Source organism: Cronobacter universalis NCTC 9529, from assembly GCF_001277175.1.
In the GTDB taxonomy this organism is placed as follows: Bacteria; Pseudomonadota; Gammaproteobacteria; order Enterobacterales; family Enterobacteriaceae; genus Cronobacter; species Cronobacter universalis.
In genome coordinates this window covers 1,297,739-1,316,975 of record NZ_CP012257.1, presented here as the reverse complement: position 1 = coordinate 1,316,975, position 19,237 = coordinate 1,297,739, and the positions used below count along the sequence as shown (strand labels likewise).

The following is a 19,237-nucleotide window of genomic DNA, read 5'->3' as shown; positions in this document are numbered from 1 at the left end:
ACATTTAAACAACAAACAGCGGTCTGCTCTGCATTATGCATAAACGGCGACTAATTATTTCTGGCTCAGGTCTTTTTTGTTGATCTTATTCACAGATCAGCCTGACATCCTGGATAAAATATCCATGCTTTCAATTACTGAAAGGAAATAATCACATGGAAAATAATAATCGGTTTATGCCACATATCAGGCGGACAACCCATATTATGATGTTCGCCCACCGCAACTGTTTTGACTTTCACCTTTTCAACTCCCGCTAGCGTATTGCGCTACTGCGCGCCGGTCATTCTTCAGAGCACATCTGATGTTATTCGTTAACAGGTGATTGCCTGGGAATGTACGCGCATTTTCGTCACAGTCCTTTGTAATACCAGCACGTTGCTGGCAGGGGCCTGTCTGGCTAAAAAAGAGCGACTCTTCTGTTCTGCCTTTTAACGGCAGCGGGAGCGTTTTGCCCGACATTTATATTGAGCAATTTTCCGTAAAGAAAATTGGCGGGATGATTTTGCCTGAAATAAGGAACTCTCATGCAAGCGTTAAAAATTGGCGTCAGCCGTTTATGTCCGGACTGTTTTTCTACCGACCGCGAGATTATTAATATTCACGACACCGATTATATTGATATTGCCGCGGCGGTAATGGCCGTCAGCGATATTCTCCAGGGCATTATTGATGAGATTGAAATGACCGGGTTTGGCATTCCGATTTTTGTGGTGTGCCAGCCCGAAGAGCGGGTGCCGGCAGAGTATCTGCCGCGGATTGCGGGCGTGTTTGAATATAATGAATCGCACCGCGACTACTATGGCCGCCAGCTTGAGGCCGCCGCACAGAAATATGAAACCGCGCTGCGTCCGCCGTTCTTTCGCGCGCTGGTGGATTACGTCAATCAGGGCAACAGCGCCTTTGACTGCCCCGGTCACCAGGGCGGCGAGTTTTTCCGCCGTCACCCGGCGGGCAACCAGTTCGTCAGTTTCTTCGGCGATACGCTGTTTCGCGCCGATCTCTGCAACGCCGACGTGGCGATGGGCGATTTACTGATCCATGAAGGCGCGCCCTGCCTTGCGCAGCAGCACGCCGCAGCGGTGTTTAACGCTGATAAAACTTACTTTGTGTTAAATGGCACCTCTTCGGCCAATAAAGTGGTGCTCAACGCGCTGCTGGCGCCGGGCGATCTGGTGCTGTTTGACCGCAATAACCATAAGTCGAACCACCACGGCGCGCTGTTGCAGGCGGGCGCGACGCCGGTCTATCTGGAAACCGCGCGTAACCCGTACGGGTTTATCGGCGGGATCGACGCGCACTGTTTCGACGAGCGTTACCTGCGCGATTTGGTGCGTGAGGTAGCGCCAGCGCGTGCCGCAGAACAGCGCCCGTTCCGTCTGGCGGTTATCCAGCTCGGCACCTATGACGGCCTGTCTATAACGCCCGCCAGATTGTGGACACGCTCGGGCCGCTGTGCGACTACCTGCTCTTTGACTCCGCGTGGGTCGGCTATGAGCAGTTTATCCCGATGATGGCGCCCTGCTCGCCGCTGCTGCTGACGCTTAACGAAAACGATCCTGGCATTCTCGTCACGCAGTCGGTGCATAAACAGCAGGCCGGATTTTCGCAAACCTCGCAAATCCATAAAAAAGACAGCCATATCAAAGGCCAGCCGCGTTACGTGCCGCACAAGCGGATGAATAACGCCTTCATGATGCACGCCTCCACCAGCCCGTTTTACCCGCTTTTCGCGGCCCTGGACATTAACGCGCGGATGCATGAGGGCGACGCCGGACGCCGCATGTGGATGCGCTGCGTGGAGTATGGCATTGACGCCCGCAAGATGATTTTCGACAACTGCCGCGCCATCCGGCCCTTTGTCCCGGCCATGGTCGACGGCCGACCGTGGCAGAGTTATGAAACCGCGCAGATCGCCTCTGATTTACGGTTTTTCCAGTTCGTACCCGGCGAGCGCTGGCACGCCTTTGAAGGCTACGCGCCGGACCAGTATTTCGTCGATCCGTGCAAGCTGCTGCTCACCACGCCGGGTATTAATACCGAAACCGGCGAGTATGAGGCTTTCGGCGTGCCCGCCGCGGTGCTCGCAAGCTACCTGCGCGAAAACCATATCATCCCGGAGAAATGCGATCTTAACTCCATTCTGTTCCTGCTGACGCCCGCCGAAGAGATGAGCAAGCTGCAACAGCTGGTAGCGCAGCTGGCGCGCTTTGAAACGCTGCTGGAGCGCGACGCGCCGCTCGCCGACGTGCTGCCGTCGCTCTTTAAACAGCATCAGGCGCGCTACGAAGGCTATACGCTGCGCCAGCTCTGCCAGGAGATGCACGACTTTTACGCCAGCCGTAACGTCAAACAGCTGCAAAAAGAGATGTTCCGCAAAGCGCATTTCCCGCGCGTCGCCATGAGCCCGCAGGCGGCTAACCAGGCGTTTATTCGCGGCAATATCGAGCTGGTGCGTCTGGAACAGGCCGAAGGCCTCATCGCGGCGGAGGGCGCGCTCCCCTACCCGCCTGGCGTGCTGTGCGTGGTGCCTGGCGAAATCTGGGGCGGCGCGGCGCTGCATTACTTCCGGGCGCTGGAAGAAGGGATCAACCTGCTGCCGGGCTTCGCGCCGGAGTTGCAGGGCGTCTATGTCGAAGCCTGCGACGGTCGCCATCAGGTCTGGTGTTACGTGGTCAGTGAAAAACCTGTGCCGCAACCGCGCGCAGAAGGAGCGTTATGATGAGCAAATCCAACAAAATGGGCGTCGTGCCGCTGACCATCCTGACGATGGTCAACATGATGGGCTCCGGCATTATTATGCTGCCGACCAAACTCGCCGAAGTGGGCACGATTTCGATTATCTCCTGGCTGGTCACCGCGGTGGGCTCGATGGCGCTCGCCTGGGCATTCGCCAAATGCGGGATGTTCAGCCGCAAACCGGGCGGTATGGGCGGCTACGCGGAGTATGCCTTCGGTAAATCCGGCAATTTTATGGCGAACTACACCTATGGGGTGTCGCTGCTTATCGCCAACGTGGCTATCGCCATTTCGGCGGTCGGCTATGGCAGCGAGCTGTTCGGCGCGACCTTAACGCCGGTGCAGACCGGGATCGCCACCATTGGGGTGTTGTGGATCTGCACCGTCGCCAATTTCGGCGGCGCGCGTCTGACCGGCAAACTCAGCGGCATCACCGTCTGGGGGGTGATCATTCCGGTGGTCGGGCTGTCGGTCATCGGCTGGTTCTGGTTCAGCCCGTCGCTGTATGCCGCCTCGTGGAACCCGCATCATGTGCCGTTTTTCGACGCCGTGGGATCGTCCATCGCCATGACGCTGTGGGCCTTCCTGGGCCTCGAATCGGCCTGCGCCAATACCGAGGTGGTGGAAAACCCGGAGCGCAACGTGCCGATCGCGGTGCTCGGCGGCACGCTGGGCGCGGCGGTGATTTATATCGTCTCCACCAATGTGATAGCGGGTATCGTGCCAAACCTGGATCTGGCCCGCTCCACCGCGCCGTTCGGGCTGGCGTTCGCGCAGATGTTTACGCCGGGCGTCGGGAAAATCATTATGGCGCTGATGGTGATGTCCTGCTGCGGCTCGCTGCTCGGCTGGCAGTTCACCATCGCGCAGGTGTTCCGCTCTTCCGCCGATGAGGGCTATTTCCCGAAAGTCTTTTCCCGCCTGAGCCGGGCGGAAGCGCCGGTGAAAGGGATGCTGACGATTGTGATTATCCAGAGCGGCCTGTCGCTGATGACCATCAGCCCTTCCCTCAACAAGCAGTTTAACGTGCTGGTGAACCTGGCGGTGGTGACCAATATCATCCCGTATATTCTGTCGATGGCGGCGCTGGTGATTATTCAGCAGGTGGCGAAGGTGCCGCCGCGTAAGGCGAAACAGGCGAATCTGGTGGCGCTGCTCGGGGCGATTTACAGCTTCTACGCGCTCTACTCGTCAGGCGAGGAGGCGATGCTGTATGGCGCGATAGTGACGTTTATGGGCTGGACGCTGTACGGGCTGGTGTCGCCGCGCTTTGAGCTGACTAATAAGCACGGTTGATAAGCGACATAACGATGAAAGCAAAACGGCAACCCGAAGGTTGCCGTTTTTTGTGTCTCCCGTTCAGGAGTTCACTCAGGCGTTTTTCAGCACTTCGCTGACGATTTCCACCGCTTCTTTCTCAATCTGCTTGCGATGTTCTTCACCGAGGAAGCTTTCGCAGTAGATCTTGTACGCGTCTTCGGTGCCGGAAGGACGCGCCGCGAACCAGCCGTTCTCGGTCATCACTTTCAGGCCGCCGATGGCAGCGCCGTTGCCCGGCGCGGCCGTCAGACGCGCGGTGATCGGGTCGCCCGCCAGCGTGCTGGCGCTGACCATTTCCGGAGAGAGCTTAGAGAGCGCCGCTTTCTGCGCGGAGGTCGCGGAAGCCTGGAGACGGTTGTAGCTTGGCGCGCCGAAACGCGCGGCCAGCTCGTCATAGTGCTGCTGCGGATTTTTACCGGTTACTGCGGTGATTTCCGCCGCCAGCAGGCACATGATGATGCCGTCTTTATCGGTGGACCACGGCGTGCCGTCAAAGCGCAGGAAGGACGCGCCCGCGCTCTCTTCGCCGCCGAAGCCGAAGCTGCCGTCGTAGAGACCGTCAACAAACCATTTAAAGCCGACCGGCACTTCCACCAGCTTACGGCCCAGCGCGTCTACCACGCGGTCGATCATCGCGGAAGAGACCAGCGTTTTGCCGACGGCGACATCCTGGCCCCACTGCGGACGATGCTGGAACAGGTAGTTGATAGCCACCGCCAGATAGTGGTTCGGGTTCATCAGGCCCGCAGGCGTGACGATACCGTGGCGGTCGTAGTCCGGGTCGTTGGCGAACGCCAGATCGAACTTATCGCGCAGCGCCAACAGACCGGCCATCGCCGATTCCGACGAGCAGTCCATGCGGATCGCGCCGTCTTTATCGAGGTGCATAAAGCGGAAGGTCTGATCCACCTGATCGTTAACGAGGGTGAGATCAAGCTTGTAGTGCTCCGCGATGCGCTTCCAGTATTCGATACCGGAGCCGCCGAGCGGGTCGACGCCAAGTTTCAGGCCGGCTTTCTGGATAGCGGCCATGTCGACGATTTCCGTAAGCCCCTCGATAAACGGCTGCACCAGGTCTTTTTCCTGAATGCGGCCGCTCGCCCAGGCGTCATCCAGAGAGAGGCGTTTCACCCCTTTCAGGCCGTCCGCCAGCAGCGCGTTGGCGCGGTTTTCGACCACTTTGGTGACGTTGGTGTCCGCCGGGCCGCCGTTAGGCGGGTTGTATTTGATGCCGCCATCGTCCGGCGGGTTGTGCGACGGGGTGATGACGATGCCGTCCGCCTGCGCGCCGCCGCGTTTGTTGTGCTCAAGGATCGCATTCGAGACCGCAGGCGTCGGCGTATAACCGTTGTTCTCCTGCACGATGATATCGACGCCGTTAGCGGCCAGCACTTCCAGTACGGAGATAAACGCGGGCTCGGAGAGCGCATGCGTATCTTTGCCGACGTAGCACGGCCCGGTGATGCCGTTTTTCGCACGGTCTTCGGCAATCGCCTGGGCTATCGCCAGAATGTGCGGCTCGTTAAAGCTGTGGCGCGCGGCGCTGCCGCGGTGGCCCGAGGTACCGAACTTCACCGCGTGTTCCGCATTGCCCGCTTCCGGCTTCAGCACGTAGTACTGCGCGGTCAGCTGGGCGACGTTGATTAAATCACTCTGTTGTGCAGGCTGTCCCGCACGGTTATCGACTGCCATGGCCTGGTCCTTCTGACGCAAGAGTTAAATGGTGCCGCAAACCTTCTCAATCAATTCCGCCGGGAACTGCATGGTCTGCATGATGTGTTCGATCATGCTGCATTTGCGGCCTGTATTCGTATTCGTGATCACCCAGTACGGCGTGCCCGGCACATGGCGGGGCTTCGTCTGGTTGCCACTTTGCAGCAGCGTTTGCTCGTCACCGGCGAAATAGACGCGGGTACGGCCATGTAACGACTCGGTTGCTTCGGCAAACGCGTTTGCATCCAGTGAATAGAGTGTAGACAGCACCAGCATAAAACGATTGACCGCGCGTTTTTGTTCGGCGTATTCATCCGACAGCAGTAACTCACGCATGGCGCGCACGCGATCGCGCGCCGGGTTTACCGGTTTTTCAGGCTCAGCGACGGGCGCGACAGTGGCGGAAGTCTCTGTTTTGGCTGGGGTAGCGGCTAACTGCGAGGAGGCGGAAAATTTCAACATACGCCGTAAAATGTCGGACGCGCTTTCGCCAATATGCAGGGTGTGGCTGGCAATGTAGCGATACAGCTCGTCATCAACTTCAATCGTTTTCATCTTAATCCAGTGCGATATCTTTTCTGAATACAAGTCGTTGGGATTATAGAGTTAAAACCCAACAGCGGATAGCGTCAAACCAGGAAGGCCGCAAAAGTCGGAATTAACTGGAACCTTGCAGCCGGGCGGCAGAATGGTCAACATGATAACCTAACCTGTCAGTCGCCAAAAAAGAACTTTGCCATGAAATTAAATACCCGCACGCAATCTGCGCAACAACCGACTCAAAATACACCGATTGTGTTCATTCACGGGCTGTTTGGCAGCCTGGATAACCTGGGCGTGCTGGCGCGTGAGCTGGTGGCGGATCATGACGTTGTGCAGGTTGATTTGCGAAACCACGGGCTTTCCGGGCGTAGCGAGACGATGGATTACCCGGCGATGGCGCAGGATATTCTCGAAACCCTCGACGCGCTGGGGCTGAATAAGGTGATTCTCATCGGCCATTCGATGGGCGGCAAAGCGGCGATGGCGGTGACCGCCCTCGCGCCGGAGCGCATAGAAAAGCTGGTGGCGATTGATATCGCGCCGGTGGATTACCAGGTGCGCCGTCACGATGAAATTTTTAACGCGGTGAACGCGGTGAGCGACGCGGGCGCCACGTCGCGCCAGCAGGCGGCGGAGATTATGCGTCAGCAGATTGCTGAGGAAGGCGTGGTGCAGTTTCTGCTGAAATCGTTTGTCGAGGGCGAGTGGCGCTTTAACGTGCCGGTGCTGTGGAACCAGTATTCGCGTATCGTCGGCTGGGAAACGGTGCCCGCCTGGCACGGCCCCGCGCTGTTTATTCGCGGCGGCGCGTCGCCTTATGTGGAAGAAGCGCACCGCGAGGCGTTGCTCGCGCAGTTCCCGCAGGCCCGCGCGCATGTGATTGCGGGCGCCGGTCACTGGGTGCATGCCGAAAAACCGCAGGCGGTGCTGCGCGCGATCCGTCGTTTTCTGGAAACTGATTAAAAACAGACCGACCGGCGCCCTCGCGCGCCGGATGCGTTGGCGCGCTTCGCTGCCTCATGTATGATGGCGCGCTGAAATACCGCCGGGCTCCGCCACGGCAGCCTGTTTCCCCTGTCTATACTCATACCATGGCAAAAGAACAAACGGACCGCACAACGCTCGATCTCTTCGCGGATGAACGCCGTCCGGGCAGACCGAAAACCAATCCGCTGTCGCGCGACGAACAGCTGCGCATCAATAAGCGCAACCAGCTTAAACGTGACAAAGTTCGCGGGCTTAAGCGCGTGGAGCTGAAGCTGAACGCCGACGCGGTAGACGCGCTGAACCATCTCGCGCAGGCGCGCAATATCAGCCGCAGCGAGCTGATAGAAGCGATGCTGCTCGCGCAGCTGAAAGCCTTGCAGGAGTAAGGTCTGGTCTGAATTTTACCCAAAAGGACGGGGCAATGTAGCAGAGAGTGCACCCGGCGCCTGATACCGTTTCCGCACCCTCTTTTGTTCTGCTATGATTGCCCTATCTGTGGGCGTTATGCCAGCACCATCACATTTAGATTCAAGAGGTTATTCTTCTTATGGCAATCGTAGGCATCTTTTTCGGCAGCGACACCGGCAATACCGAAAATATCGCAAAAATTATCCAGAAACAGCTCGGGAAAGACGTTGCTGAAGTGCATGACATTGCCAAAAGCAGCAAAGAAGATCTGGAAGCATTCGATATTCTTCTGCTTGGCATCCCGACCTGGTATTACGGCGAAGCGCAGTGCGACTGGGATGATTTCTTCCCGACGCTCGAAGAAATTGACTTCAACGGCAAGCTGGTAGCTCTCTTCGGCTGTGGCGACCAGGAAGATTACGCAGAATACTTCTGCGACGCGCTGGGCACCATTCGCGACATTATCGAGCCGCGCGGCGCGACCATCGTTGGCCACTGGCCGACCGAAGGCTACCACTTTGAAGCCTCCAAGGGCCTGGCGGACGACGATCACTTCGTCGGTCTCGCGATTGACGAAGACCGCCAGCCGGAGCTGACCGCGGAACGCGTTGAAAAATGGGTCAAACAGGTTTCCGAAGAGCTACATCTGCAGGAAATCATCAACGCCTGATGATAAGCGGCGCGGGCACCGTTCCGCGCCGTTTGATAGATAAAAGCAATGAAAATAATTGCTACAAATTTTTAACTTTCCCTCACTACGCTGTACAATAGCTTCCTTAATTATCAGGCCCTCCACGTAAAAAACGCTGGCTGGCCCACGATTTTTAAGCTCTTTTTTGCCGGACGCTTGCGGTTTTCATTTAGGCATGTCAGTTCTATAATGAGACGCATTCATCTTCGGCGTATCCGATGTATCGCTCCCTTCCGGAGCGAGTCGTTAAGCAACAGGACAGATTCCGCATGACTGACAACAATACCGCATTAAAGAAGGCCGGCCTGAAAGTCACGCTTCCTCGATTAAAAATCCTCGAAGTGCTGCAGGAACCGGTCAATCATCATGTCAGTGCGGAAGACCTCTATAAGCGTCTGATTGACATGGGTGAAGAGATTGGCCTTGCCACGGTCTATCGCGTACTTAACCAGTTCGATGATGCCGGCATCGTCACTCGCCACAACTTCGAAGGCGGCAAATCCGTTTTCGAGCTGACGCAACAGCATCATCACGATCATCTGATTTGCCTCGATTGCGGCAAAGTGATCGAGTTCAGCGATGACTCCATTGAAGCCCGTCAGCGTGAGATCGCCACGCGTCACGGCATCCGCCTGACCAACCACAGTCTCTATCTGTATGGTCACTGCGCGGACGGCGACTGCCGCGAAAACGAACACGCCCACGAGGCTGGCGGGAAATAACACTCGCACACTGCATCATCCAGGCCGACATCTGTCGGCTTTTTTATTGCCTGAAAACGCTGCTCCGAAAATAGAAATGTATTTTTTTAGATAGAGTTAAATAGTGATAGTGTTTTAATACAGCGCACAATGCTTAATTAAACCACATATATTTTATTAAATTGAAATTCAGAAAAGATAAATATCTTTGCCGCTCAATCGCTTAGGCATCAGATTATCCCTGTTTGTTCTTTTATCTCTCCTGCGCCTTATTGCAGCAATAAAAATCCATCCATTAAGATACAGCAACGATTTAATTTTATTTTATATAAGGTAACCCATATGGTCTTACCCCCTAAACCGCTTGCTGAGATTTACCGTATCGCGGATATTTTCAATAGCTATGGTAGCTGGTCTCGTGCGGAAAAAAATACGCTCATCCCCCTGCGGGACGGGGAGATCTGCATCATTCGCGGCGGTCAGTTCTCTCTGATGCGCCAGAGCGACCGGCTGCTTCTGGAAAAAAGCAGCGCGCCCTCCGTCCTTGGTCTCGCCAGGAATTTAGGTAAATCCCAATTCGCAAAATTACAGGCTGATTCTGAATGTCATTATCAGTTAATTCCTTTTGATTATTTCATGCAGGAAATTGAGAAAAATCACTGTCAGTTACATCTGCTTATTTTGTCTTCATGGATTATTAATACGCTTTGCTATCGCGAAGAAATTATGATCGGCAGAAACAGCTTCAGTATGATTAAAGCCAATATTGATTGCCTGGCGGCGATGGATGAGTTCATGCGCAACCGCATTAACGTGGCGGATTATATTGTTAAAAAAACTAATCTTTCCCGTAGCATGGTGATGAAAACCCTTTCTCAACTGCGCAGCGCGAAGAATATTGAGATAAGCAAAGGCAAGCTGGTCGCGGTTTACCATCTGCCTGACGCGCTGTAAGCCTTGCGTCCCTCACGAAAAAGCCAGCCCGGAGGCTGGCTTTTTAATTACGCTGCGTTATGGCTGTACGCTATCCACACGGCTGTAGCGCTTACCGTCGCTGCTGACGCTGCGCACCTGCACCGCGCCTGTGACGCGTGGCGGCTTCGCGGCGTCATAACGCAGCCAGCGCGCGCCATCGTCGGTGGAATACTCCATCGCAACGCCAGGCAGGCTGCTGTTCATCTGCAACACGCCCTCGCTAACGCGCGCGCCGGGCACCGGTAAACGGAACTGCACGCCCGCTTTTTCAAGCTTCGGCAGTTCGCGGCTGCCCGCCAGGTTCGCAAAGCGCGTCCAGTCCTCATGCAGCGCTTTCACATCCACCTGATGCGTTTCGCCGCCTTTATATTCGCGTCCTGCCTGATAATCCTGCTCCCAGGCGGCGCGATGCCAGGCGCGCTCCGCAACGGCCAGCAGACGCGGGTACATCATGTACTCCATTTGTTTATCGGTGCGCACGACTTCGCTCCAGAGCTGCGCCGAGAGGCCATACGCGCCCGGCCACGGCTTGTCGGATTTGGCGCTGAACGGATTGCCGTCGCGATCGACGGAGGTCTCGGCGTTTTGCGGCAGGTTATCCGGCGCGAAGCTGAAAATCTTGCGCTCGTCGCTGAATCGCGTACCCCAGTAGTAACCGCTCTCCGCCGGGTTTACTTCGTTCGGGAAATCGAGATAAACATAATCCGGGTTAGAGACCACCACGCGGAAACCTTTATTTGCCCAGTCGTTCGCCGTATCGAAACCACCCCAGTAGAGCGAGTCCCAGAAGTTGACGTTAACATGCGGGGTCGCGAACGCGCTGGCGTCTTTCGCGTCCTTAAGCCCGTCCTGCCACGCCTGCATGGTGTCGATGCCGTGGGCTTTGACAAGCTTGCTCACTTCCGCGCCAAAGTAGCTGGAGAGATGCTCGACATCAGCCACCACGCCGTCCTGCACCATCTTCTGACACACCGGCGAGCGCGCCCAGGGCTTGTCCTGACGGCGCTGATCGATAATTCCCTTCCCGGCCTCTGGTTTCGCTTTGTCCGTATAACCCGCCCCGAGGTAGATATTTTTCGCCTCATCGCCGCCGAAATGCCAGGTAGTGAGCGGCTGCCCGGCCTCTTTGTGCATCTGCTGGATCTCGCCAATTACTTTATCCACGAAGCGGCGCGACGAGTCGAGGCACGGGTTGAGGTAGCCGGTGCGGTTGTAGTACTGCACGCCGGTGGTGACCGACGTATCGTTAGGATCGAGCAGACGATACTGATTCGCCTCTTCGGTTTTACCGGCTTTTTGCAGCCTGTCGTAACGCGCTTCCATCGCGATCGTCGCCGCGCGGGCGTGCGCGGGCATGTCGATTTCCGGAATCACCTCTATCTGGCGCGCGGCGGCATATTTCACAATCTTAATATAATCCGCGCGGGTGAAATACCCGCTGCCGTTGTTATTCGTATCGGGCCCGGAGCCGAGCTGCGGCAGCAGGCAGGTTTTTTCGCTGAGATCGTGACAGCGCTTCGCGCCCACTTCAGTGAGCTCCGGCAAGCCCGGAATCTCGATACGCCAGCCTTCGTCATCGCTCAGATGGAAATGGAATTTATTGAGCTTATAGGCCGCCATCTGGTCAAGCAGGCGTAGCACAGCGGCTTTGGTGTGAAAGTTGCGTCCCACATCGAGTTGAATGCCGCGATAGTCAAAACGCGGCGCGTCGCTGGCTTCAAGTGTGGCGATTTGCTTCGCGCCCTCATCCGGGATCAGCGAGAGCAGCGATTGCAGACCATAAAAAACGCCGGCGCGGTCATAGCCGGTAATCGTCGTCTCTTGTGGCCCGATATGCAGCTGATACGCGCCGGAGACCGCCTCTTTGCCGGTAAACGCCTTGCTGTCGATGCCCGTACGCACCGGATACCCCGCGTCGGTTTTCACGCCGAGCAGCGCGAAACGGGCGGTAATCGCCTCCTGGGCAGGCTTATCCAGCGCGGAGAGATCGAGCTGGACGCCTTTATCGAGAGAAACATTTTGCCCGTGAACCTTGACGTGCCGCGGCGTGGGCACGATCTGCCCGCGCAGCCGCTCTGCGTTCAGCGTTTTAACATCGCTGTTTTTGTCAAACCGCGCTTCGGCGGTCATCAGGATATTTTTATCGTCAGGCGTGCGTTTCCACTGATCTTTCAGCGGGCTGACAAAGTCGGTCAGCGTTTCGGTATCGGTACTGGCGATAACCTTAGGCGCGCCGTCGTCCGCCGTGACATACCAGCGCGGCAGCACGTCGGTAATAAACAGTTGCCAGTATTCATTGATAATCGGGATTTCCACCGAAGCTTTCGCGGGGAAGCCGGTGAACTTATCCGTCGGCTCAAGCTTGTGGAGATCGCCCATCACATGAGTCACTTTAAACTGATCGTTATCGACTTTCAGGATCTGGCGAATACTGTGAAACCAGATAGTCCAGTTTTTGTCCGTCACCGCATCGCCTGGATTGGTGAGCGTGATAACCGCTTTATTGCATGACGCCCAGTCGGCGCCGAGCGCCGCGCAATCTGTGCCGAGTTGCGCGGCCTGGTTGTCGGTAATCGTGTAATTAAGCCCAAACTGGCTGATGCTCTCTGCCGTTGACGCCTGTGCGTTGGCTCCGCTGAAAAGCCCCATCACCGCACCCGCTAACAGACTGACCTGTAATTTTTTCATCATCGTGTCCTTTTCACTGCCCTTGATGGAAGGCGCCTGCGCGCCCCTGCGCAATCAGAAAATCGTGAACGGCGCCGTGACGATAAATTTCACGTCGCGTTCATCCTGGAAGATGTTGCCGTAACCGCCGCCGTAGCTCGGGATGTCGGAATGGTTGTCGTACTGGGTGAAATGCAGTTTGAACATCGTGCCTTTGGCGCGGCCGTCCTGCAGGGTGTAAACCGCATCCAGACTGTAAGCGGACTCTTTCAGGCGATAGTTGGGATCGTAGTAGCCATCGGTGGTCGGGAGTGTGGAGGGTTTCGCATCCCAGGCGTAAACGTATGACGCGCCGAGCGCAAAACCAGGCAGGTTCCAGTTTTTGAGATCATACATCGCGCCGAAGAACACGGCTTTTTCGTCATCGGCGTTAAAATCGGAGCGGTTATCCCACCAGATATCCAGCCGCCCGTTGGAAGAGGCGTAAGTGGGCGTCATGCGCTGCAGAAAATAGCCCTGCTGCCCTTCGGCGCTCACCCAGGTGCCTTCCAGACGCAGATCGACCTGGCCTATTTTATAGCCAAACGTCAGCGCCTGAAGCCAGGCGGTGCCGTCGTAGATATCATTGATACTGCCGTTACTGGCTTTATCGCGCGCGCCGTAAAATTGATAACTGGTAGAGAGCGCGCTACCCGCAAGGGAAAAGTTGTAGCTCGCTTTCGCAAAGTATTGATCGATATAACCTTCCGCCTGACCAAAAGCCGCTTCGAGCACCAGCGAGTTTTTAAAATCGTATTTCGCGCCGATGGAGTGGAGATAATCCACGCGGGTGGTTCTGTCGTTCTGGTAAAACTTGTCCATCTCCAGATGCCACGGCGATTTATATTCGTTGGTCCACATGTACGAAAAGCTCAACGCGCCCGCCTCGCCGTAGTCAAAATTCGCGCCCGCTTCCGCGCCCTGATAGGTGCCGGGCATAAAGCTCCAGTGCGGCGCCAGCAGTGTCTGGCCGGTAGGCTGCAGCCAGCCAGCCCGGGCCCAGAGCGGGCCATATTTAAATTTACCGGCTGCTTTATAGAGGCTGATACCGCTTTTATCGCCGGACCAGTCTTCGTCGTAGGCTTTATTGCTGGAAGAGAACGCGATTTCATTGGGGTGTCCGCTGTCGCCGTTTTCCGCCATTTCGATGGCCGTGAACGCGGCGAGGTCAAGCCCGAACATATCGGCGGCAAACCCTGACTGGAAATCGAGGTTTGCGTTCCAGGTGGAATGCGACAGGTTAGTTTTGTATTTATCTTCCGCGACATCTTTACGGTCGCGCTCGCGCTGCCAGTAATAGATGCCGCCGGTTAACGTGGAGTCATCTATAAACCCCGCGGCGTGAGCGGGCGGGCTGCATAAGCAGCCCAGCGCGGTGACGCTGGCGACAGCCAGCGCGACGCCGCTACGTTTGTATCTCAACGAACGCATGTGAAATTCCTCTTTGACGTAAAAAATTCGCGGCGCCAGTAGCGCCTGAAAAAATGAAAACTCAAAAAGTAAACGTGTCGAAGGAGAACCCCCGAAACAGCCCCTCAAGACTATTTTTCGCGGCGCGAATTATCAATCTTAATCCCCTGAATTTTCGTGGCTTTATGACGCAGTGCACAAAATAATTTTCATTTTGTAACATTTTCATGAGACAGGTTTTTAATACTACAAAAGCGCACTTATTTAGACCGATTGATAAAATGAAAGCGATTTCATGAGAAAATGCAGATAAAAATATCGAGAAAGGTTTTTATGGCGGGTGCGGGATTTATTATGATCCCATGAATTAATTCGCGTCGCGAATATTATGTCACGATTAACTGTTTGAATAAAAAGATAAAAAAACGCCGCACAGCGGCGGCGTCTTGTTACAGGCAAAGTATTATTCGCCGGTTTTAGCCCAGGTATCGCGCAGTCCCACGGTGCGGTTGAACACCAGTTTGTCACCGTTTGCATGGCGGCTGTCGAGGCAAAAATAACCTTCACGCTCAAACTGCCAGGCTTTGCCTGCTTCAGCATTTTTCAGGCCCGGCTCAGCATAACCCTGCTTAATGACCAGCGATTCTTTGTTGATGGTCGCGAGGAAATCTTCCGCTGCGCCCGGGTTCGGCACGCTGAACAGACGGTCATAGAGACGGATCTCAACCGGCAGCGCATGCGCCGCGCTGACCCAGTGGATAACGCCTTTGACCTTGCGGCCATCGGCGGGATCTTTACTCAGCGTGTCGGCATCATAGGAGCAGTAGATGGTGGTGATTTCACCCGCCTCGTCTTTCTCCACGCGCTCTGCTTTGATCACATACGCGTTGCGCAGGCGCACTTCTTTGCCCAGCACCAGACGCTTGTACTGCTTGTTCGCTTCTTCACGGAAATCCGCGCGATCGATCCAGATTTCGCCGCTGAACGGCACGTCGCGGTTGCCCATTTCCGGTTTGTTCGGATGGTTAGGCATCGACACTATTTCGCTGTGGCCCTGCGGGTAGTTTTCGATAACCAGTTTCACCGGATCGATAACCGCCATGGCGCGCGGCGCGTTCTCGTTGAGATCTTCGCGAATGCACGCTTCCAGCGCGGCCATTTCCACGGTGTTATCCTGTTTGGTCACGCCGATACGTTTGCAGAATTCGCGGATGGATCCGGCGGTATAACCGCGACGGCGCAGGCCGGAAATCGTCGGCATACGCGGGTCATCCCAGCCTTCGACGTGCTTATCGGTGACCAGCAGGTTCAGCTTACGCTTGGACATCACCGTATATTCCAGATTCAGGCGCGAGAATTCGTACTGGCGCGGGTGAACCGGAATGGTGATGTTATCCAGCACCCAGTCATACAGACGACGGTTGTCCTGGAACTCCAGCGTACAGAGCGAATGGGTGATCCCTTCCAGCGCATCGGAGATGCAGTGGGTGAAGTCGTACATCGGGTAGATGCACCATTTGTTGCCCGTCTGGTGATGTTCGGCGAATTTAATGCGGTACAGCACCGGGTCACGCATCACGATAAACGGCGACGCCATATCGATTTTGGCGCGCAGGCACGCTTTGCCCTCTTCAAACCCACCGGCACGCATTTTCTCAAACAGCGCCAGGTTTTCTTCCACGCTGCGATCGCGGAACGGGCTGTTTTTGCCAGGCGCGGTCAGCGTGCCGCGGTATTCGCGGATCTGCTCCGGCGACAGCTCGTCAACGTAGGCCAGGCCTTTATTGATGAGCTCAACGGCGTAGTTATAAAGCTGATCGAAATAGTCAGAGGAGTAGCGCACGTCGCCAGACCAGTGGAAACCCAGCCATTGCACGTCATTTTTAATCGACTCAACAAATTCCAGATCTTCTTTCACCGGGTTGGTATCGTCAAAGCGGAGGTTGCACTGGCCCTGGTAATCCTGCGCGATACCGAAGTTCAGGCAGATCGATTTCGCGTGGCCGATGTGCAGATAGCCATTCGGCTCCGGCGGAAAACGGGTGCAAATCGTGGTGTGTTTTCCAGACGCCAGATCTTCATCGATAATCTGGCGAATAAAGTTAGTCGGGCGGGCTTCAGCCTCACTCATCGCATATTCCTCAAAGCGTCAACATCGTTTAACGGCGTATGATCTTATAAGCAGAGACGGGAAACAACCTTTAGTTACAGAAAATCCCGCCGTCGCGCGCCGTCGGTTATTGCCTGGTCTCTGCGTACTCCGCCAGCCGGCAACGCTCGGGCGTTCTGGCTTTAAGTAATTTAACGGGCGACCTTAACGACTCCACATTCCCTTCACGCGGCAGGTAGCCCGGCGCCTCAACGCACCAGCTCCAGGAATAGATCATCGTACCGTGGAGAAAGAAAATCATGTTTTCCCACTCCGAAACGCGCGAGACGGAAACATGGCCGTTGTCATCCGCCGTGAATTTTTCCGGCGGCGGGTAATAACCCGGCGGCATGCGGTGCGTTTGCAGCCAGAGCGTGGCGTGGGGAATGGGCTCGCCCTGCTCGTTTTGAATATCCATATCGAGCGCAGGCCGGTGGGTGGCGTAGCGAGGAATGCAGCCGCTTAACAGCACGGCAGCGAAGAGGATGACAATAATCTGACGCATGTGATTCTCCTTAATCTCAGTGTCCGCTACCCTACATGGCGTTAAGTGGTGCGCGCCAGCCCCAAAAAAAGGCGAAAAAAAACGGCGGGAGTTTCCCCCGCCGTTCAGGCATAACGACTCAGAAGCGATTATTTGCCTTTAATTTCATACAGCGCGCTCTGGCCTGCCACCACCGCGCCCTGCGCCTGGATAACCAGCCCGCCGAAGTCGTCGATGTTGCTGCATACGACCGGGCTAATCATCGAACGCGCATTAGCGTTCAGATAATCCAGATCAAGCTCCAGCACCGGCTGGCCTGCCGTCACCTGCGCGCCCTCTTCCACCAGGCGTTTAAAGCCCTGGCCGTTCAGCGCAACGGTATCAATCCCCATGTGCACCACAATTTCTGCGCCGTTTTCAGTTTCCAGGCAGAACGCATGGTTGGTGTTGAAGATTTTCACGATAGTCCCGGCCGCCGGCGCGACCACCAGTTTATCGGTGGGCTTGATGGCGACGCCATCGCCGACCGCTTTGCTGGCGAACGCTTCATCCGGCACCGCGTCGAGCGCGACCACTTCCCCCGTCACCGGCGAGACCAGCGCGGCGATGGTTTTTGCATTCGCCACCGCCTGCGGCTTCACGGCCGGTGCTACGGGAGCGGCGGTTTGCGCTTTTGGCGCGGAGGCATCGACATGACCGGTGGTTTTCATCGCGTTCGCAATTTTTTCCGCCACGAAGCCGACAATGATTTGCACGCTGGTTTTGTTAAGGCGAATCACGCCCGTCGCGCCAAGGCGCTTAGCCATCGCTTCATCCACCCGCGCGGAATCTTTCACGTTCAGACGCAGACGCGTGATGCAGGCATCGATACCGGTCAGGTTATCGGACCCCCCCACCGCCGCGATGTACTGACGCGCAAGGCCAGCCGCATCCAGGTCTTTCTCGTCGCTCACGTTGACGTCCACACCGTCTGCTTCGCTGCCTGCGACGGCCAGCTCACGGCCCGGCGTCATCAGGTTGAATTTGGTGATGGTAAAGCGGAACACCGCGTAATAGATGACGAAGAAAACCAGACCCTGCGGGATCAGCATGTACCAGTGCGTCGCCAGCGGGTTACGGGACGACAGCACCATATCCACCAGCCCGGCGCTGAAGCCGAAGCCGGCAATCCAGTGCATTGTCGCCGCGATAAATACGGAGATGCCCGTCAGTACCGCGTGAATGACATACAGCACCGGCGCCACGAACATAAAGGAGAATTCCAGCGGCTCGGTAATGCCGGTAAAGAATGCGGCGAAAGCGCCCGCCATCATAATACCCAGCACTTTGGCTTTATTTTCCGGACGCGCGCAGTGGTAAATCGCCAGCGCCGCGCCCGGCAGGCCGAACATCATGATTGGGAAAAAGCCCGCCTGATAACGACCAGTGATACCGACCACGGCTTTACCGGATTCGATAGACTGCGCGCCGCCCAGGAAATTCGGGATATCGTTAATGCCCGCCACGTCGAACCAGAACACGGAGTTCAGGGCGTGATGCAGACCCACCGGGATCAGCAGACGGTTAAAGAACGCGTAAACGCCCGCACCGACCGAACCGAGCTTCTGGATCTGCTCGCCAAAATCGACGAGACCGCCAAACACCACCGGCCAGATGTACATCATGATGAACGCGACAACAATCATCACGAAGGACGTCAGAATCGGAACCAGACGGCGGCCGCTGAAGAAGGACAGCGCTTTCGGCAGCTCAACGGCGCTAAAGCGGTTGTACAGTTCGGCGGCAATAATCCCCACCATAATGCCCACGAACTGGTTTTTAATTTTGCCGAAGGCGGCAGGCACCTGATCGGCCGGGATCTTCATGATCATGGCGACAGCCGCTGGCGAGCAGAGCGTCGTCAGCACCAGGAAGCCGACAAACCCCGCCAGCGCCGCAGCGCCGTCTTTATCTTTTGACATACCATACGCGACGCCGACCGCAAACAGCACGCCCATGTTGTCGATAATCGCGGAGCCGGACTGAATGAAGAAGGCCGCCAGCGCGTTGCTGCCGCCCCAGCCGGTCGGGTCAAGCCAGTAACCGACCCCCATCAGAATGGCTGCCGCAGGCAGCGTAGCCACAGGCACCATCAGCGCCCTGCCTACTCGTTGTAAATAACCTAAAATACTCACTTTTTCCCCCTATGAGACCCCGATGAGGCTCCAGCTAAGCAGTGTTTTTATTGTGCTACTAACCCTGAAACGCGGCGACACTTTGCATCAATCCAGAGTGTCTGCAAAATTAATTCGCCTCGCAAATTAAACGCGTCTTTTCTGTGATTTTTATCACCAAATATCGTTATTCAACGCCCTTCGCTCTGGCTTACCTCGAAAACTTATTTTATCATTCAAAAAATCGAGACGGATTGC

14 protein-coding genes and 1 pseudogene are annotated in these 19,237 nt (G+C 56.1%); 8 read left to right on the top strand and 7 right to left on the bottom strand.

Annotated features, from left to right (window positions below; genetic code table 11):
- The first annotated feature begins 155 nt into the window (after positions 1-155).
- From speFL to potE, 3 genes and pseudogenes are all read left to right on the top strand, one after another.
- Positions 156-260 (top strand): leader peptide SpeFL, encoded by a 105-nt coding sequence (speFL, locus tag AFK65_RS21740; RefSeq protein ID WP_105874755.1) that lies wholly within the window; start codon positions 156-158, stop codon positions 258-260.
- A 267-nt stretch (positions 261-527) separates the two neighbouring features.
- Positions 528-2,722 (top strand): annotated as a pseudogene (speF, locus tag AFK65_RS06000) (ornithine decarboxylase SpeF).
- Positions 2,722-4,035, top strand: coding sequence for a putrescine-ornithine antiporter (gene potE / locus AFK65_RS05995; RefSeq protein WP_032804409.1), 1,314 nt, complete (start codon positions 2,722-2,724; stop codon positions 4,033-4,035). The pseudogene speF and the gene potE overlap by 1 nt, the downstream one beginning before the upstream one ends.
- A gap of 75 nt (positions 4,036-4,110) precedes the next feature.
- Here the strand turns inward: potE and pgm are convergent, their stop codons facing one another.
- A complete protein-coding gene (gene pgm, locus AFK65_RS05990) occupies positions 4,111-5,751 on the bottom strand; it encodes a phosphoglucomutase (alpha-D-glucose-1,6-bisphosphate-dependent) (RefSeq protein WP_007706775.1) in 1,641 nt (546 codons plus the stop codon).
- A gap of 24 nt (positions 5,752-5,775) precedes the next feature.
- The gene (gene seqA, locus AFK65_RS05985; protein ID WP_007706772.1) at positions 5,776-6,327 is read right to left on the bottom strand and encodes a replication initiation negative regulator SeqA; all 552 of its coding nucleotides are present in this window, start codon (positions 6,325-6,327) and stop codon (positions 5,776-5,778) included.
- Positions 6,328-6,510: 183 nt separating this feature from the next.
- Between seqA and ybfF the strand changes: the two genes are divergently transcribed.
- The 5 genes from ybfF to AFK65_RS05960 all read left to right on the top strand — a co-directional run bounded on the left by ybfF (position 6,511) and on the right by AFK65_RS05960 (position 10,056).
- On the top strand, positions 6,511-7,278 hold the full coding sequence (ybfF, locus tag AFK65_RS05980) for an esterase (RefSeq protein WP_007706768.1): 768 nt from the start codon (positions 6,511-6,513) through the stop codon (positions 7,276-7,278).
- Between the two features lie 128 nt (positions 7,279-7,406).
- Entirely contained in the window at positions 7,407-7,688 is a 282-nt protein-coding gene (gene ybfE / locus AFK65_RS05975) for a LexA regulated protein (RefSeq protein ID WP_004387174.1), read from the top strand.
- A 161-nt stretch (positions 7,689-7,849) separates the two neighbouring features.
- On the top strand, positions 7,850-8,380 hold the full coding sequence (gene fldA / locus AFK65_RS05970) for a flavodoxin FldA (protein WP_015740539.1): 531 nt from the start codon (positions 7,850-7,852) through the stop codon (positions 8,378-8,380).
- Positions 8,381-8,670: 290 nt separating this feature from the next.
- Positions 8,671-9,123, top strand: coding sequence for a ferric iron uptake transcriptional regulator (fur, locus tag AFK65_RS05965; RefSeq protein ID WP_004387176.1), 453 nt, complete (start codon positions 8,671-8,673; stop codon positions 9,121-9,123).
- Between the two features lie 321 nt (positions 9,124-9,444).
- Positions 9,445-10,056: a helix-turn-helix domain-containing protein gene (locus tag AFK65_RS05960; RefSeq protein ID WP_007706763.1), complete on the top strand. Its 612-nt coding sequence runs from the start codon at positions 9,445-9,447 to the stop codon at positions 10,054-10,056.
- Between the two features lie 57 nt (positions 10,057-10,113).
- On the opposite strand, the gene AFK65_RS05955 is transcribed toward AFK65_RS05960, so the two are convergent.
- The 5 genes from AFK65_RS05955 to nagE form a co-directional block, all read right to left on the bottom strand.
- Positions 10,114-12,765, bottom strand: coding sequence for a beta-N-acetylhexosaminidase (locus tag AFK65_RS05955; RefSeq protein ID WP_038857711.1), 2,652 nt, complete (start codon positions 12,763-12,765; stop codon positions 10,114-10,116).
- 54 nt (positions 12,766-12,819) lie between these two features.
- Positions 12,820-14,214, bottom strand: coding sequence for a chitoporin ChiP (gene chiP, locus AFK65_RS05950; protein WP_038857713.1), 1,395 nt, complete (start codon positions 14,212-14,214; stop codon positions 12,820-12,822).
- 442 nt (positions 14,215-14,656) lie between these two features.
- The gene (gene glnS / locus AFK65_RS05945) at positions 14,657-16,324 is read right to left on the bottom strand and encodes a glutamine--tRNA ligase (RefSeq protein WP_007706755.1); all 1,668 of its coding nucleotides are present in this window, start codon (positions 16,322-16,324) and stop codon (positions 14,657-14,659) included.
- A gap of 106 nt (positions 16,325-16,430) precedes the next feature.
- A complete protein-coding gene (locus tag AFK65_RS05940; protein WP_007706752.1) occupies positions 16,431-16,847 on the bottom strand; it encodes a membrane lipoprotein lipid attachment site-containing protein in 417 nt (138 codons plus the stop codon).
- A 128-nt stretch (positions 16,848-16,975) separates the two neighbouring features.
- Positions 16,976-19,000 carry an N-acetylglucosamine-specific PTS transporter subunit IIBC gene (nagE, locus tag AFK65_RS05935; protein WP_007706749.1) on the bottom strand — a complete coding sequence of 675 codons (2,025 nt, stop codon included), beginning with the start codon at positions 18,998-19,000 and terminating at the stop codon, positions 16,976-16,978.
- Positions 19,001-19,237: the final 237 nt, after the last annotated feature.